Source organism: Pectobacterium sp. PL64 (assembly GCF_022477975.1).
Lineage (GTDB): Bacteria > Pseudomonadota > Gammaproteobacteria > Enterobacterales > Enterobacteriaceae > Pectobacterium > Pectobacterium jejuense.
Genome location: NZ_CP092070.1, coordinates 3,697,996 through 3,714,347 on the forward strand (window position 1 = coordinate 3,697,996; position 16,352 = coordinate 3,714,347).

At 52.9% G+C, this 16,352-nt stretch carries 13 protein-coding genes, 1 pseudogene and 1 riboswitch; of the genes and pseudogenes, 9 read left to right on the forward strand and 5 right to left on the reverse strand.

The genetic code is table 11. From position 1 onward, the window contains the following. Positions 1-132 precede the first annotated feature (132 nt). Positions 133-1,753: pseudogene (locus HP572_RS16555) on the reverse strand (methyl-accepting chemotaxis protein). A 689-nt stretch (positions 1,754-2,442) separates the two neighbouring features. Between HP572_RS16555 and HP572_RS16560 the strand changes: the two are divergent. Continuing rightward, entirely contained in the window at positions 2,443-2,670 is a 228-nt protein-coding gene (locus HP572_RS16560; protein WP_240583781.1) for a hypothetical protein, read from the forward strand. A 26-nt stretch (positions 2,671-2,696) separates the two neighbouring features. Further along, the gene (locus HP572_RS16565) at positions 2,697-3,257 is read left to right on the forward strand and encodes an AlpA family transcriptional regulator (protein ID WP_240583782.1); all 561 of its coding nucleotides are present in this window, start codon (positions 2,697-2,699) and stop codon (positions 3,255-3,257) included. A 183-nt stretch (positions 3,258-3,440) separates the two neighbouring features. Here HP572_RS16565 and sgrT read toward each other — a convergent pair whose 3' ends face one another. Next, positions 3,441-3,605 (reverse strand): glucose uptake inhibitor SgrT, encoded by a 165-nt coding sequence (gene sgrT, locus HP572_RS16570; RefSeq protein WP_095992910.1) that lies wholly within the window; start codon positions 3,603-3,605, stop codon positions 3,441-3,443. 90 nt (positions 3,606-3,695) lie between these two features. Between sgrT and sgrR the strand changes: the two genes are divergently transcribed. Then, positions 3,696-5,354 carry an HTH-type transcriptional regulator SgrR gene (gene sgrR / locus HP572_RS16575; RefSeq protein WP_240583783.1) on the forward strand — a complete coding sequence of 553 codons (1,659 nt, stop codon included), beginning with the start codon at positions 3,696-3,698 and terminating at the stop codon, positions 5,352-5,354. Positions 5,355-5,404: 50 nt separating this feature from the next. Here the strand turns inward: sgrR and HP572_RS16580 are convergent, their stop codons facing one another. Next, complete coding sequence (locus HP572_RS16580) at positions 5,405-6,334, reverse strand: aromatic alcohol reductase (RefSeq protein ID WP_240583784.1); 930 nt, start codon at positions 6,332-6,334, stop codon at positions 5,405-5,407. Positions 6,335-6,618: 284 nt separating this feature from the next. On the opposite strand from HP572_RS16580, the gene HP572_RS16585 reads away from it, so the two are divergent. The 4 genes from HP572_RS16585 to thiQ all read left to right on the forward strand — a co-directional run bounded on the left by HP572_RS16585 (position 6,619) and on the right by thiQ (position 11,139). Next, positions 6,619-7,524 carry a LysR family transcriptional regulator gene (locus HP572_RS16585; protein WP_240583785.1) on the forward strand — a complete coding sequence of 302 codons (906 nt, stop codon included), beginning with the start codon at positions 6,619-6,621 and terminating at the stop codon, positions 7,522-7,524. Between the two features lie 174 nt (positions 7,525-7,698). Then, positions 7,699-7,795: riboswitch (TPP riboswitch) on the forward strand. A gap of 80 nt (positions 7,796-7,875) precedes the next feature. Continuing rightward, positions 7,876-8,859, forward strand: coding sequence for a thiamine ABC transporter substrate binding subunit (gene thiB, locus HP572_RS16590; RefSeq protein WP_205555817.1), 984 nt, complete (start codon positions 7,876-7,878; stop codon positions 8,857-8,859). After that, complete coding sequence (thiP, locus tag HP572_RS16595) at positions 8,835-10,442, forward strand: thiamine/thiamine pyrophosphate ABC transporter permease ThiP (protein WP_240583786.1); 1,608 nt, start codon at positions 8,835-8,837, stop codon at positions 10,440-10,442. The genes thiB and thiP overlap by 25 nt, the downstream gene beginning before the upstream one ends. Next, positions 10,429-11,139 carry a thiamine ABC transporter ATP-binding protein ThiQ gene (gene thiQ / locus HP572_RS16600; protein WP_205551729.1) on the forward strand — a complete coding sequence of 237 codons (711 nt, stop codon included), beginning with the start codon at positions 10,429-10,431 and terminating at the stop codon, positions 11,137-11,139. The genes thiP and thiQ overlap by 14 nt, the downstream gene beginning before the upstream one ends. A gap of 4 nt (positions 11,140-11,143) precedes the next feature. Here thiQ and HP572_RS16605 read toward each other — a convergent pair whose 3' ends face one another. Next, complete coding sequence (locus tag HP572_RS16605; protein WP_240583787.1) at positions 11,144-12,766, reverse strand: family 43 glycosylhydrolase; 1,623 nt, start codon at positions 12,764-12,766, stop codon at positions 11,144-11,146. Between the two features lie 517 nt (positions 12,767-13,283). Between HP572_RS16605 and ilvB the strand changes: the two genes are divergently transcribed. Then, complete coding sequence (gene ilvB, locus HP572_RS16610) at positions 13,284-14,948, forward strand: acetolactate synthase large subunit (RefSeq protein ID WP_240583788.1); 1,665 nt, start codon at positions 13,284-13,286, stop codon at positions 14,946-14,948. 5 nt (positions 14,949-14,953) lie between these two features. Continuing rightward, positions 14,954-15,265 carry an acetolactate synthase small subunit gene (gene ilvN, locus HP572_RS16615; RefSeq protein WP_029368145.1) on the forward strand — a complete coding sequence of 104 codons (312 nt, stop codon included), beginning with the start codon at positions 14,954-14,956 and terminating at the stop codon, positions 15,263-15,265. 34 nt (positions 15,266-15,299) lie between these two features. Here ilvN and HP572_RS16620 read toward each other — a convergent pair whose 3' ends face one another. Continuing rightward, positions 15,300-16,070, reverse strand: coding sequence for a DedA family protein (locus HP572_RS16620; protein ID WP_240583789.1), 771 nt, complete (start codon positions 16,068-16,070; stop codon positions 15,300-15,302). Between the last annotated feature and the right edge of the window lie 282 nt (positions 16,071-16,352).

Here is a 16,352-nt window from a genome sequence, read left to right on the forward strand (position 1 = left end):
TGTTCACTGATTCTATCAGAAGCGGATTCACATCCCCATGCTCGAAAAAACAACGAAAAAAGCCAGCGACAAAGCCGCTGGCCAATGATGATGATTCCTGTCTTTTACCGCTCTTGTCTTTTACCCACCGGGTTACATCAGATGAAATCGGGACACGCCAAGATTCAACCGTTCGGCCTGCTGCTCAAGCGATGCAGCAGACGAGGACGCTTCTAGCACCAGCGTTGCGTTCTGTTGCGTGACGCGATCCATTTCTGATATCGCTAACGACACCTGATTGATACCACTGCTCTGTTCATCAGACGCCAGCGCGATCTCATTGATAATGCGGGTGACGTTATTAATTTCAGCCACAATTTCGGCCATCGCTTTACCCGCTTCGGATGCCAGCGCCGTTCCTTCCGTCACTCTGGTTTCAGATTCTTTAATCAATGCGGCAATTTCCGTTGCGGCATTAGCCGAGCGCTGTGCCAGATTACGTACTTCCCCTGCAACTACCGCGAAGCCTTTTCCCTGCTCGCCCGCTCTGGCCGCTTCAACCGCCGCATTCAGTGCCAGAATATTAGTCTGGAATGCAATCCCGTTAATGAGCGCGATAATCTCAGAAATCTTGTCCGAACTTCTGGCGATGTCCGACATAGAACCCACAACCTGTTCAACAATGCTGCCGCCGTTCACCGCTTTGGCTGAGGTCTCCGTCGCCACATCGCTGGCATGGTGCGCGTTATCGGTATTCTGCTTCACCGCAGCCGTAAGCTGCTCCATGCTGGCTGCTGTTTCCGCCAACGCCGCAGCCTGCTGCTCCGTTCGTGCAGACAAATCCGTATTACCGACGGCAATTTTCGTCGAACTGCTGTGAATCGACTCGGCACTATCGCGTACCGAGCCAACCGTTTCGGAGAGCGAATCCTGCATTTGCTGGATATTGTTCCCCAGAATGCCGATTTCATTCCGTCCGACATCCACACTCGCACGCGTTAAATCCCCGTGCGCAATCGCCTGTATGCGTGACACCCAATACTGTACTGGGTTAATAATGACCCGACGAATGACTAAGAACGTCATGCCCGTTAATACGACAGCCAGAATAAAGGCGCCTATCATGAGCGTATAGCCCAGAGTGGAATTCCTTTCAGCCGTCACATTAATATTTTTTGCCATCTCAACTCGATAAAGATAAGACGCTTTCAACGGCACATCATAGTCATCATCCAATTTAGACATCACTGTCGACTCAAACGCATTGAGTTCTTCAACATTGCCCTTCTTCGCTATATCAAACATGGGTTTAATACCGCGTTCAACATAATCGCCATAGCGCGCTTTTAATTCGTTATCGCGGGCGAGTTCAACATCAGAGCGAACCGACCTATTTTGATACCCATTAAACATTTGCTGAGACAGCGACAGGCGTTCTTCTGCCGCTTTCATACTTGCATTGTAGTTATCAGTAAGACCATTACGTAAGTGATTCACAGCATGTAGCAAATTCATACGCGCCGCACGCATATGATTAGCACTATCAACAAGTTCCATTCGAACATTCAATTCCAGTGTCGAACTATTTAACGACTGTTCAGCCTGCTTAAGAAAATAGGAACGATGTGGAAACTGCCAAGGCAAAAAGAAGTAAAACACCAGAAAAAACAATGACGAAAAGAGGCGTCAGTTTAATGTTGTGCACGCCAGGGGCAGCGTGCCAGGGTTCTGGCTTTTCGTAAATCGCTATTGACTGATAAGGAACATCGCTCATTTTTACATCCGTCGAGTTATTCAAAAAATTGCTGTGAAGTAAATTGCTGGTAAGCAAGAAAAAATAAAACGCCGCTACATGTTACATAATATTTAAAGAATGTGACAATGTGCGTTAAACACAAGATAAAAAACAGTGGGCTATAAAAAATAATTTATCCATAGGACCGCCATCACAAAAAAATCGCCTATAATTTCAACGAAAATAGTTTCCTAAAAAAACAATTTATAATGAAAATCATTACACTAAATTAGTGAATTATTTTAGTCATTATTCTTACACTAATATTAATTATAAGAGAAAAAATAGATTAACGGAGTCATTCTTTTTTATTGAGAATAAACACGTTTGAACATTCAACATTACTGACTGATTCACTATTTCGTCATCCTGAATATAAAAGCATCACGTTACGACACGCTCAGGTTAGCATTCACCGATGATCCCCATGTTGTGCCACGTTGTCGCCCATCAGAACCGATGGAATAGCCCGATGTAAGCATGCCCGGTACCTTTCCCTCAGGGCATGCTTCCTTTCCAATCTTCTTCTTCGATTTGCTTTTGCGACGCTGCGCGCAGGCCGATCACGCCGTTTAAAGGTCAGCTAAATAAGCAGGTATATTTCATTCTCGATCAACACCAGCGTTGACAATAGTCAACACATGAATTTACCATGACCCTATATAGCGATGAAAAAACATCCAAACAAGTATATTCAGGCAGCCATTGAATACGCGTTAGCGCAGGGCTGGCATTTTTATCCCAGCAACGGGCACGCATTTGGCAGGCTTATCTGCAGCACGCCGGATCACAGTATCCATATGATGAGTATTTGGTCCACGCCATCAGTCCCAGAAAATCACGCAAAGCAAATCCGCCGCAACGTCGATAGCTGTCAGGCAATACTGAAACAATAGAAGACACACGGCTTACCGAGGAATTTATGACGATGTATCACTTTTCTCTCACGCTATCGGGCGTTTCCGCAGACACCGCAGGACTGGAGGATGCGCTTTTTACCAGCGGCTGCGACGATGCCTTGATCTGCTTCTATGGCAGCGCTGTCTATCTCGAATTTGATCGAGAAAGCCCTAGCTTTTCTAAAGCTGTCATTAGCGCTATTCATGATATTGAATCCGCGAGCATCAAAGCCAAAGTCCACTCCGTCGATGCAGCCTGGGTTGGGATCAGTGACATCGCCGCTTTATCTGCGCTGTCACGTCAGGCTATTGCGCTTCTCAAAGATGGGAAACGTGGTGCGGGGGATTTCCCCTCTCCGGTCCAGCGCTTACGCGGTACATCGCCGCTATGGGAGTGGAGCGATGTCGCCGACTGGCTGGCCAAACAAAAAAAAATACCCCAGGAATTAGCCGATAACGCCAGGGAGCTTGCCACGATTAATCTGGCCTTACAGATACGCAATGCACGCCAGCAGGACGAATTGGCACGTTATTGTGCACTGCTCAGCGAAGGCAAACCATTACGTGAACAAATCATCCCGTGAACAGTGCCACAGGTATCCCCTTGCTCTGCAAACCACTCCCGATAATCAAAAGCTAGCGGCAGGTAAACACCATAAAAAAAGCCAGCGAAAAATTCGCTGGCTGGTGAAACATCACCATTACTCAGAATACATTGTTTTATTCAGAATAAATTGTCTTACTCAGAATAAATTGTTTCGTACTACCTAGAGCCAATGACGGTACTCGTCGTCAGACATGTCTTTCAGGTGCCACTGCGTCGCCTGCTGCAATAATGCAATGCGCTGTTGGGTAGACATCCACCGAAACCACTTCGCTTTACAGGTCGATAAGTAGGTTCGATAGAACTGATACAAACTGGAAATCGCCATAAGCCACCTCCTCTCTTTCCTTGTTGCAAAGTATCGACGTAATATAGGGAAAGATAAATTGATGACTTTAGTGCAGGGAGTTCCTCTTTTATGTCTTCCCCTCGATTGCAACAACAGTTCATCCGCCTGTGGCAACACTTCCAGGGGCAAACCACCGACACCACGCTGCAAGAGTTGACCGGGGTGTTGAACTGCTCACGCCGCCATATCCGCTCATTACTGAACGCGATGCAGCAGGAAGGTTGGCTCGTCTGGCAGGCCGAAGCAGGAAGAGGAAAGCGCTCGCAGCTATCGTTTGTGTATACCGGATTAGCGCTACAGCAGCAGCGTGCCGAGGATCTGCTGGAGCAGGATCGCATTGAGCAGCTAGTGCAGTTGGTGGGTGACAAAGAAGCGGTACGCCAGATGTTGCTTGCCCATCTTGGACGGAGTTTCCGGCAGGGAAAGCATATTCTGCGCATCCTCTATTACCGCCCCTTACGCAACCTACAGCCCGGTTCGGCGCTGCGGCGTTCGGAAATGCACATTGCGCGGCAAATTTTTAGTGGGCTGACCAATATAAATGAGGAAAATGGGGAAATAAAACCCGATCTTGCTCATCATTGGCAAATGCTGGCACCGCTGCACTGGCGTTTTTATCTGCGTCCGGCCATTCGCTTCCATCACGGTCGCGAGCTCACGATGGATGATGTCATCACCTCCCTCAAGCGCCTCACCGCATGGCCGCTGTTTTCGCACCTTGAAACCATCACATCACCGATGCCGTTCGTGATTGATATCCGGCTGAGCCGCCCGGATAACTGGCTGCCGTGGCTTTTGGGCAGCGTGCACGCCATGATTTTGCCGCAGGAATGGCAAACGCTACCCGATTTCGCTCAACACCCGATTGGCACCGGCCCTTACACCGTGGTACGCAATAACAGCAACCAGCTAAAAATCCGCGCCTTCGATGATTATTTTGGCTATCGGGCACTGATTGATGAAGTCAACATCTGGGTACTGCCGGACGAACCGGAGGAAATGCCGGTCTCCGTCCAATTCCAGTCTGATGATTCTCGCCATGAACAGTTGGAAAGCCGGATGGAAGAAGGCTGCTATTTCCTGCTGTTCGATAAACGTTCACCGCTTGCTAAATGCCCACAGGTTCGCCGCTGGCTCTGGCAGGTCTTTAACCCGATTTCGCTACTCAGCCATGCCGACACCAGCCACCAGCGCGACTGGTCCCCCGCTTACAGCCTGTTGCCACGCTGGCATCATCACCATCCAGACGAACGCCAACCTATTCCCGCAGGGCTGACGCAGGTGACGCTGACCTTTTATCATGAGCACCCTGAGTACCGGATATTAAGCGAAATCATGCGTGCGCTGCTGGCGGAACACGGCGTCACGCTGCATATCCAGACGGTCAGCTACGAAGACTGGTATCAGGGCAATGCCGAAAGTGATATCTGGTTTAGCAGCGTGAACTGCTATTTACCGCTCGAGTTCTCCCTGTTCGCGATGCTCTACGAACTTCCGCTGGTGCAGCACTGTCTGGATGACGATCTGCATGCGGATGCACAGCAATGGCGCAGTCACTTGCTGCCGATGGCGGAATGGTGTGAAAAGTTGATCGGTAGCGGCCAGGTGCACCCTCTTCTTCATCACTGGCTACAGCTTCAGGGTCAGCGCAGTATGCGCGGCGTCAGGATGAATATGCTGGGCTGGTTTGATTTTAAATCCGCCTGGTTTGCGCCGCCGGAACGCTGACTGTACCTGAAAAAGTGCGGGGCAAAGTGAATCGCGCCGCACTCTTCTGTCTATTTTTGCACATGCATTCGTAAGAAATGCTCGACGTCGACCGTCTCGTAACCATTACGTTCGTTGAAGGTGCCGGATTTGTCCCACCACATTCCCTCACCCAACGCAAACGCTGCACGATAGCGGGCCATTACGTCATCCGGAGCAGTTTTCAAATCCGCCCGCAATTTATCCAGAGTCCATACGGTCCTCTTAAATGCCTTCCCCGTGACCCGTTCGACAATATCGGCAAGTTGCCCGTATGAGATCGTGTCACCTGCCACGTAAACAACCTCATTAGCCAATCGTGGTTCAGCCAGCAATATTTCAGTCGTCAGCCAGCCAATGTCCTCGGGGATCGTCACTGTCACTTTGGTATCCCAACTTCCCAAGCCATGAAGGGTTCCACGTTCCAGATCCACCACGTCGAAGGCTGGCTCAAACAGGAAACTCGTGAACATGCCAGTCGAAACAATCACCCATTCGGTACTCAGTTGGCTACGTAGCAGCTGCCTCACGTCGTACTGTTCATCAAAAACCGGATGGCCGCTGTTTCGGCCCACAACGTCATAATCAACACCGAATTGCCAAGGGAAATAACGCACAACGTTGGCAGCCAACACCGCTCTGGTTATTTTCATCTGAGTGCCCGGCCCTGCCACAAATCCCGAACAATTCAATACCGTCTTATAATTCCTGAAAAGCGCTGTCAGGGCGTGTTCATCAGAAGCCAGGTCGAAGCCCATAACGTCAATGCCTAGTGCGCGGAGTTCAGCCAGCTTTGCCCTATCCTGCACCGAAGGATCGTTAATAGTATCCGGTGAAACGAGCGCCGTGACCGACAACTCCAAGGCTCGCGCACGCGGGGCGAGAGCACGTAGGACCGCCATACCGAGCTGTCCTGCACCAAGCACAAGAATGTCCTTCAGCACCGATCCGCTGTTATTCATTTTTTAACTCCTTCGAAATTTCAAATTATCTACATCATAGGGATGAGCGAATTTTCCCCATGCATTCAGTTTGCCAATATGTCCCTGAGCTGATAACTCTTGTAAAAAATCAGGACACCCAAAGATCGAGCGTTATGTTATACAAGAATGCGCGCATGATAAGATTCAGCCACATCACTTCATAATTTGAAAAAATCAAACAATTAAGTGATGTAGCCGCTGACACGATAGGTACGCCATATACGCGTCTTATGAAGTTTCATAACAAAATGAGGAGACATCGTATGGATCGGTTTCAGGCCATGGAAATATTCATGCGAGTGGTCGATGCGGGTAGTTTCAAAAAAGCGGCGGAAACCATGCATGTTTTACCCTCCACCGTAACCCGCAGCATTAAGGAACTCGAATCACATCTGGGGGCTCGGTTACTCAACCGAACAACACGAGCGCTCAGCATTACGGATGTTGGCCTGCGCTATTACGACAGTTGCAAAGCGATCTTGCATGATGTGCACGCCGCAGAAAGCGTAACGGCACAGCAAAAGGAAGAACTGCATGGAACGATCAGAATCGGGGCGACATCTTCTCTGGTCAAAAATTTCCTTATCCCCACGCTGCCCGACTTCTTTGAACGTCATCCCGGAATAAAGTTGGACTTCCACTTGGGTGATGCCACCGTGGATATCGTCCAGCAGGGTATCGATTGTGTCATCAGAACCGGAGAACCGCCGTTATCGCGACTGGTCGCACGGCGACTCGGTGCGTTCCAGTGGTATATTTGCGCGTCTCCACGCTATCTAGAGAAGCATGGTTACCCTACAACGTTAGACTCGCTCAAAGAGCACACCGCAGTAGGATATACCCACAGCCGGACAGGACATTCAGCTCGCTGGGATTTTCACGATGGATCGCGCACCGTAGCGATTCCAATAACAGCACAGATCAGCGTCAATGACACTGATGCCTATGTTGCCGCTGGTGTAGCCGGTTTGGGGCTAATACGCATTGCCAGCTATATGGTGCCCCAGCAACTTGCTGATGGACATCTTGTCAGGCTACTTCCTGATATCAGTGCCCCGCTTGAACCTCTTTTCATTCTCTACCCACAAAGCCGCCACCTCTCGCCTGCGATCCGCGCCTTTATTGACTGGTGTACTGCGCGGATCGGGAAAGAGGCCGTTAAATGGTAAATGACCACAAATAGGACACAAAAGCCGTCACGTTAAGCGAAGTTGTGAGCATGCGGCTGTTACACCGCAGTATCTGAGCGAGCCAATAGGGCGGGTTTGATTTTAAATCCGCCTAGTTTGCGCCGCCGGAACGCTGAGAGCCTTTCGCTGCCCGACTTAACCCTTTACAATGTGCCGTTCTCAACGGGGTGCGGAAAATTTTTCGCTGAGAAGATACCCGTCGAACCTGATCCGGTTAATACCGGCGAAGGGATTTGAGAGTGCTGCTTATTGCTGCCTCAAAGTCCTTTGCCACCCTATGATTCTCAGGAGTGCAAAGTGTTAAATCAATTATTACCGCGTTCAGCCACCGTGCTGAAAACCAGCCTGTCTTGCCTGCTACTGCTCTCAGCTTCGGCTTTCGCCAAACCTGCGTTGACCGTTTATACCTATGACTCATTCGCTTCCGAGTGGGGTCCAGGCCCTGTCATCAAGACCGCGTTTGAAAAAGAGTGCGAGTGCGAGCTGAACTTCGTCGCGCTGGAAGATGGTGCTTCGCTGCTGAACCGTCTGCGTATGGAAGGCAAGAACAGCAAAGCGGATATCATTCTGGGACTGGACAACAATCTGTTGCAAGCAGCGGAGCAAACCGGCCTGTTTGCGCCACACAATCTGGACACCCGCGCCGTTACGGTACCGGGCGGCTGGAGCAATAAAACGTTCGTTCCTTATGACTACGGCTATTTCGCGTTTGTGTATAACAAAAACACGCTAAAGAACCCGCCGAAAAGCCTGCATGAGCTGGTGGACAGCAACGAACCGTGGAAAGTGATCTATCAGGATCCACGTACCAGCACGCCGGGACTGGGCCTGCTGATGTGGATGCAGAAAGTGTACGGCGACGATGCGCCGCAAGCCTGGCAGAAGCTGGCGAAAAAAACCGTCACCGTCACCAAAGGCTGGAGCGAAGCCTACGGTCTGTTCCTGAAAGGGGAAGCGGATCTGGTGCTGAGCTACACCACGTCGCCGGCCTATCACATCATTGAAGAGAAGAAAGACAACTACGCGGCAGCGACCTTCAGCGAAGGGCACTATCTGCAAATTGAAGTCGCCGGACAGCTGGCTTCCAGCAAAAATCCCGAGCTGGCAAAACGTTTTATGCAGTTCATCCTGAGCCCAACCTTCCAGCAGGCGATCCCTACCACGAACTGGATGTATCCGGCAGTTAAAACTGATCTGCCAGCAGGCTTCGCGACGCTCGCGGTGCCGGAAAAAGCCATGCAGTTCAGCGCACAGGAAGTAGCCGATCAAAGGACGCAGTGGATTCAGGCATGGCAACGCGCCGTCAGCCACTGATCGGCGGACGTCTGTGGCCAGGGCTACTGGCCACAACGCTGTTAATTTCCGTTGCCGCACTGGCTTTCGGTGCCCTGTGGCTACAGGCACCTGAAAGCCAGTGGCGCACGCTATGGCATGACAGCTATCTCTGGCATGTCATTCGGTTTACCTTCTGGCAGGCTTTTCTTTCTGCGCTGTTCTCTACCGTTCCGGCCATTTTTCTCGCCAGAGCGCTGTATCGACGACGCTTTCCTGGCCATCGCTGGCTGCTGCGCCTATGCGCGATGACGCTGGTGCTGCCCGTGCTGGTGGCCGTGTTTGGCCTGCTCAGCGTTTACGGTCGCCAAGGCTGGCTGGCCTCTGCGCTGGGCTGGTTTGACCTGAAATACACATTTTCGCCCTATGGGTTGCAGGGCATCCTGCTAGCGCACGTCTTCTTTAATCTGCCGCTGGCAACCCGATTGCTGTTGCAGTCGTTAGAAGGCATCGCTACTGAGCAACGTCAGTTGGCCGCGAATCTGGGTATGAACAGCTGGCAGCATTTACGCCTGCTGGAATGGCCCGCCCTGCGCCGACAGATCTTACCCACTGGCGCGCTGATTTTTATGCTCTGCTTCGCCAGCTTTGCCACAGTGCTGTCGCTGGGCGGCGGCCCGCAGGCAACCACGATTGAGCTAGCTATCTATCAGGCATTAAGCTTTGATTACGATCCGGGGCGCGCGGCGCTGCTGGCGTTAATTCAGATGGTTTGCTGTCTTGGTTTGGTACTGCTGAGCCAGCGACTGGGGCGCATTCTGCCCGTCGGCAGCACACAGCAGCTTGCCTGGCGCAACCCGCAGGATAGCGTCTTAAGCCGCCTCACCGATGGCCTGCTGATTGGTGCGCTGTTGCTGCTGGTCGTCCCTCCTTTGCTGGCCGTGGTGGTGGATGGCGTGAACCGCTCTCTGGTTACCGTGCTGCAACAGCCTGTGCTCTGGCAAACGTTGTTTACCTCGCTGCGCATTGCCTTAGGCGCGGGGCTGCTGTGTCTGGTACTGACCATGATGCTGCTCTGGAGCAGCCGCGAGCTCAAGTTACGCCAGAAGCCGCTCTACGGGCAGTTGATGAACCTGAGCGGTATGCTCATCCTCGCCATGCCCGGGATTGTGCTGGCAACCGGCTTTTTCCTGCTGCTGAATAACAGCATCGGGCTACCGCAGTCCCCTTACGCGCTGGTGGTGTTCACCAACGCGCTGATGGCAATCCCGTACGCGATCAAAGTGCTGGAAAACCCAATGCTGGACGTTGCCGAGCGTTACAACCGACTCTGCACATCGCTGGACATTCGCGGCTGGCAGCGGCTGAAGCTGATTGAACTCGCCGCGCTGAAACAACCGCTGGCGCAGGCGTTGGCCTTTGCCTGCGTGCTGTCGATCGGTGACTTCGGCGTTATCGCGCTGTTCGGCAATGAGCAGTTCCGCACGCTGCCGTTCTATCTGTACCAGCAAATTGGTTCCTATCGCAGCGCCGACGGCGCAGTCACGGCGCTGCTGTTAATGCTGCTGTGCTTTATGTTATTTACCCTGATTGAGAAACTGGCAGGCCGTCATGATCGCGCTTGAGAAATTGACCTACTTTTATCAGCACTTGCCCATGCGTTTTGATTTTCACGTCAAACCGGGCGAACGCATCGCCATCCTCGGCCCCAGCGGCGCAGGGAAAAGTACGCTGCTAAATCTGGTGGCGGGCTTCCTGATGGCGGACAGCGGTGAATTACGACTTAACGGCGAATCTCACCGCGAGACGCCTCCCGCTAAACGACCGGTTTCGATTCTGTTTCAGGAAAATAACCTGTTTCCTCATCTGACGATCGGGCAAAACATCGCGCTGGGGCTTCATCCCGGCCTGCGCCTCAGTGCAGAACAGCGTGAAACACTACGGCAGATCGCCGACCGGGTTGGTCTGACGGATCTTCTGGATCGTCTACCGTCGCAGGTTTCCGGCGGGCAGCGCCAGCGCGCGGCATTGGCACGCTGTCTGGTGCGTCACCAGCCCATTCTGTTGCTGGATGAACCGTTTTCGGCGCTCGATCCTGCACTGCGTCAAGAGATGCTCGATCTGGTTGAAAGCGTGTGTCAGGAGCGTGAGTTCACGCTGTTGATGGTGTCCCACAATCTGGATGATGCTATGCGGATCGCGAAGCGTACGGTGCTGATCGTGGACGGGCAGATTTATTATGATGGGCCGACTCAGGCGTTACAGGATGGCAGCGCCGAGGCAGCCACCATCCTGGGAATTTCACGTCCGTCTTCGGATTGAGAAATTAAGGCAAAGCCTGATAGCGCAGGTTGCTGAACGTCACGTCTCCCTCGCCCGAAGCATACAAGGCAGGCCGCAAACTGAGGAAATCATACGCGACGTTGTGATGGTAGCCGGATACTTCCATCTGCACCGGGTATTTCTTCCACGGCTCCTGATCCGAGGTTCGGGTGTAGAACGTCACAATATGGCGATCGTTTTTCATCCGAATCTGCACCTCATTGCCCGTAATATGCGGCAATTTCTTCTCCGCCCTTTCCAGCCCGTAGCGATGCATGACGGTGCCATCCTGATTAAACGACAGCCCGACGTACAGCTTCGCGTTGTAGAACAGCAGTAAACCCGCCTGCGCGCCGGGAGCAAAGTTCGCCGTCACTTCAATCTGGTAAGCCTGATCGCCGGGGATCATCGTCAGTGGCGCGCTGTCTTTCGGCGACGTGCCTTTTGCCTTCAGATGCAACTTGCCGTCGCTCAGCGTAACCCGCTTTAGCTCTTCCGCATTGGCACGGTAGAAATGCCAGCGTGCCGGAAATTTCTCGTCGGTAAAGCTATCAGACCAGCCAATGCCGTGAGGCACCGCCTCGCCACCTTCCGGTTTGCGAATCGGTTTGCCGGTATCGAATCCGGCGGACGTAAACCAGCCGTCATCGCCCCAGACAATCGGCTCCAGCATCGCCTGCCGCCCCAGCGTCATAAAGCCGTTTTCATAGCCGTGATACACCATGTACCAGTTTTTATCCGGTCCTTCGATCAGCGTCGCATGGCCGCGCGACCACCACTTCTCTGAACGATCCTGCGTGCGGATAATCGGGTTATGCGGTGAATTTTCCCACGGTCCGTTGATTGATTTGGAGCGCGCAGCAATCACCATGTGCCCGGTCGGTGGCCCAGCCGTTCCGCCTTCCGCCAGCACCATGTAGAAGTAGTCGCCGTGACGCAGCATCTTCGGCCCTTCCTGCGAGAAGCTTTCCACATCCCACTCTTCCGGGTACTGCCATCCCTGATAAACCACCGCCATGTCACCGACCGTCGATAGCCCGTCGTCCGTTAATTGCACGCGGTTGCCACCCGACATAAAGATGTAACGCTTGCCATCCTCTCCCACGACGTGGCCGGGATCGCTAGCCGGGTTTTTCAAGCCAGTATCTTTCGGCGGCGTCCACGGGCCGTGGATATCATCGGCGGTAATCACATACAGCGTTTTCTTTTTCGTCCCTTTGGCGTCGATAATCCGGTTGGTGGTGAAATAGATGTAATACTTGCCGTTGTGTTTCACCAAATCCGGTGCCCAGATCGCATCAACAGGCGTCGTTATCGCGGGGCCAAGTGGTTCCCAGTTCACTAAATCGCGTGAATGCCAAATCAACAGTCCGGGGATGTCGTCAAATGACGAGAACGTCATGTAATAGTCATCCCCATCCTTGATAATCGTGGGATCAGGATGATCGCCCGCAATAATCGGATTGAGATAACAGCCATTGCCCAAATCCGCCTGACGCTGCTGTTCAATCCCCCGCATCCATTCGTTGGCAGGGCCAGCCTGACAGGCCATCGCCGTGCCGATACCCATTGCCATCAAGAAGATACCGCTTAATACGCCTTTCCCTACCGCTCGGGACACGCCCATTTATCACCACCCACTATCCCAATGATTATTTTATAATTTATAACATTGAAACCCTGTTCCAATTGTGAAAACAGTCACGCTTCTCTCGGTTATACGGCGAAAAATAAAGCGGTAATAACACCGTGTAATTTTCAATATACTGTGACCAATTCGACATATTCAGCTTTTATCCCTTGTAGGTATTGTGTCTTTTTGTGCTGCTGTGCTTATATGAATTGGCGATTGAATAACTCATTCGAACACAACACTCGACCGCAATTAGTTCGAACATAACTAACCTGAACATAAATAGGATTCCCGTGACGCACTACACTTCTTCCACTTCAGCACTACTACACACCGCGCATGTTGACGCGGTCGTCGTCGTGCGCGTGGTCGTCGTGGTCGTCGTCGGCAGCGCGCCGTAACGGGTTCCGAATCGAAGATTCTCAAACCCCGCCGGCGCAAGCCGAGCGGGGTTTCTTGTTTCTACCCTCCCCGCTCCGACACCGCACCGGCCCTGATGAAGGATGTAAACATGCGTTATACAGGCGCTCAGTTAATTGTTCGGCTGCTCGAACAGCAGGGCATCACCACCGTAGCGGGCATTCCCGGCGGCGCGGCCCTGCCGTTATATGATGCACTGGGTCAAAGTAAGACGATTCGCCACGTTCTGGCTCGCCACGAGCAGGGTGCTGGATTTATGGCACAAGGCATGGCGCGAGCCAGCGGACGCGCCGCGGTTTGCATGGCTTCCAGCGGGCCGGGGGCGACCAACCTGCTCACCGCCATCGCCGATGCCAAACTGGATTCGATCCCGCTGGTGTGCATCACCGGTCAGGTGCCTTCCAGCATGATCGGTACCGATGCGTTTCAGGAAGTCGACACCTACGGCATCTCTATTCCCGTCACCAAACATAACTATCTGGTTCGCGACATCAATGAGCTGCCGCGCGTGATTCCAGAAGCCTTTCGCATCGCACAGTCGGGCCGTCCCGGTCCTGTGTGGATCGATATTCCAAAAGACATTCAGAATGCGACCATTGAGCTGAGCGAACTGCCGGGCGTCTTTCCTCTCGACACACCACCCGCCATTGCCCAGCAGGAAATCGAGCGGGCTGCGGCCATGATTAATGCGGCTCAGCGTCCGGTGCTCTATCTGGGCGGCGGGATTGTTAGCGGCGTTGCGCACGAACAGGCGCTTCAGTTGGCGGAACGTTCCAGCCTGCCAACCACCATGACGCTGATGGCGCTGGGCACCATGCCCGTCGATCATCCCCTGTCGCTCGGGATGCTGGGTATGCACGCCGCACGATCAACCAATCTGATCTTACAGCAGGCAGATTTGTTAATTGTGCTGGGTGCGCGTTTTGACGATCGCGCGATTGGTAAAGCGGAGCAGTTTTGCCCGCAGGCCAGCATCATTCATATCGATATCGATCCCGCCGAGTTGGGTAAGATCCGTCAGCCGCACGTGGCGATCAACGCGGATGTCGCACACGCGCTGGATCAGCTGCTGCCGCACATTACGCCGCAGCAGCGTGACGTCTGGCGTACCACCGTTCGCGGGCTGCAACAGGAATTTCCGTTCAGCATGCCGGGCGCTGACGATCCATTGAGCCATTATGGTCTGGTTCAGGCCACGGCACAGGCGCTGACGGATGATGCCATCATCACGACCGATGTCGGCCAGCATCAGATGTGGGTCGCGCAGTCTTATCCGCTGCGTCGTCCGCGCCAGTGGCTGACATCCGGCGGGTTTGGGACGATGGGCTTTGGCCTGCCTGCGGCGATTGGCGCGGCGCTGGCTGAACCAGATCGCACCGTGGTGTGTTTCTCGGGTGATGGCAGCCTGATGATGAATATTCAGGAAATGGCGACCGCGGCAGAAGAAGGACTTAACGTAAAAATCGTCCTGATGAACAACCAGTCGCTCGGTCTGGTTCACCAACAGCAGGATATGTTTTTCCAGAAGCGCATCTTCGCGGCCGATTACCGCTACAGCGCGAATTTCCTCGCGATTGCCGCAGGTTTTGGCTTTGCAACCTGCGATCTGAACGCCGCCGCCGATCCACAGGCCGCGCTGCAAGAGATGCTCAACCAGCCGGGTCCTGCGCTGATCCACGTGCTTATTGACGCCAATGAAAAAGTGTTACCCATCGTGCCACCGGGTGCCGCGAACATCGATATGATCGGAGATTAATGACTATGTCAATTCAACCAACTTCGCCAACGCAAGCAACGTCAAATCAGGTCACGCTGGAACTCTCGGTGCGCAACCACCCCGGTGTGATGTCACACGTTTGCGGCCTGTTTGCCCGCCGGGCATTTAACGTGGAAGGCATTCTGTGTATGCCGCTGGCAAATGGAGAGGAAAGCCGGATCTGGCTACTGGTTAAAGATGACCAGCGGCTACAGCAAATGATCAGTCAGGTGGAAAAGCTGGAGGACGTCCTTCAGGTTCGCCGTCACGGTGAAGAAATGCGTATTTTCGAGCAGGTCGCTGAGTTTTACTGCTAAATGGCTTGGCCGGGTCTTCCCGGCCTGCCCAACATTACCCGTTTAACACCTGCCAGAGCAGATGGCGGTAAACTGGCATCAGAGGATGCTGTAGTAGTACGATCAGCAAGGCAGCAGCCGCCACGGACATCACGGGCGCGACCCAGCGCAAACGTCTGAGCGGCATCTTTCTGCTAAACCAGTCATGATTTTTACGCTTATCACTGCGCCACCAGCGCCAGTTTAGCCAGCCTGCGCCCCACACCATGATGGCAGTAATCAGCAGCAGCCACTTAAATCCTGCGCTGTTCGTCCCCGCGGGAATATCAATCGCAACACCAGCCAAAATGCCGGGTAAGAAATAGGCCGGCGGCCACAGCAGGCAGCCGATGATATTCGGCACGGCAAATTTATAAGGCGGTAACCCCAGCATCCCCGCCACCATCGGAATGAGCGGACGCGTCGGGCCGACAAAACGCCCAATCAGTATCGTCGGCATCGGGTGCTGATACAGGGCATATTCCGTTTTACTCAGCAACGCCTGATGCTTTTTCAGGAAAGACCAGTTATGCAGCGGTGCCTTAAAACGCATGCCAATAAAATAGGAAATCCAGTCCCCTAGCAGGCAACCGATAATCCCTGCCGCCCATGCTGGGTAGAGCCCCATTTGTCCGCTGCCGATCAGTGCTCCCAGCGTTGCCATCATCACCGTTCCCGGCAACAACAGCCCCACCAGAGCCAGAGATTCAAGAAAGGCAACCAGCATGACGGCGATCAGTGAATACGCTAGCGATTGGGTAACCAGATGATCCAGCCACGCTTCCATAAAATCTACCCGTACGTTATAAAAATAAGGATTGTCTGGATCATAGCAGAAGCCGTCAACTCCTGATTTCACCCCTCATTCGATTGTGGCTACGGTAAAAACCAACATGCCGGATTACCACACGATTTCGTCTCCCAGGAACGAGCGATCCTCCGTCTGCTAGCACGAAACCCAGCAATATCCTACTGAAAATATGTAGCATAGTTTATCTATCCCGCGTTGAAGCGATCTCAGCTCGCGGGTATAGAAAGCCTGTACGTTCTGATAAATATCAACTATTCC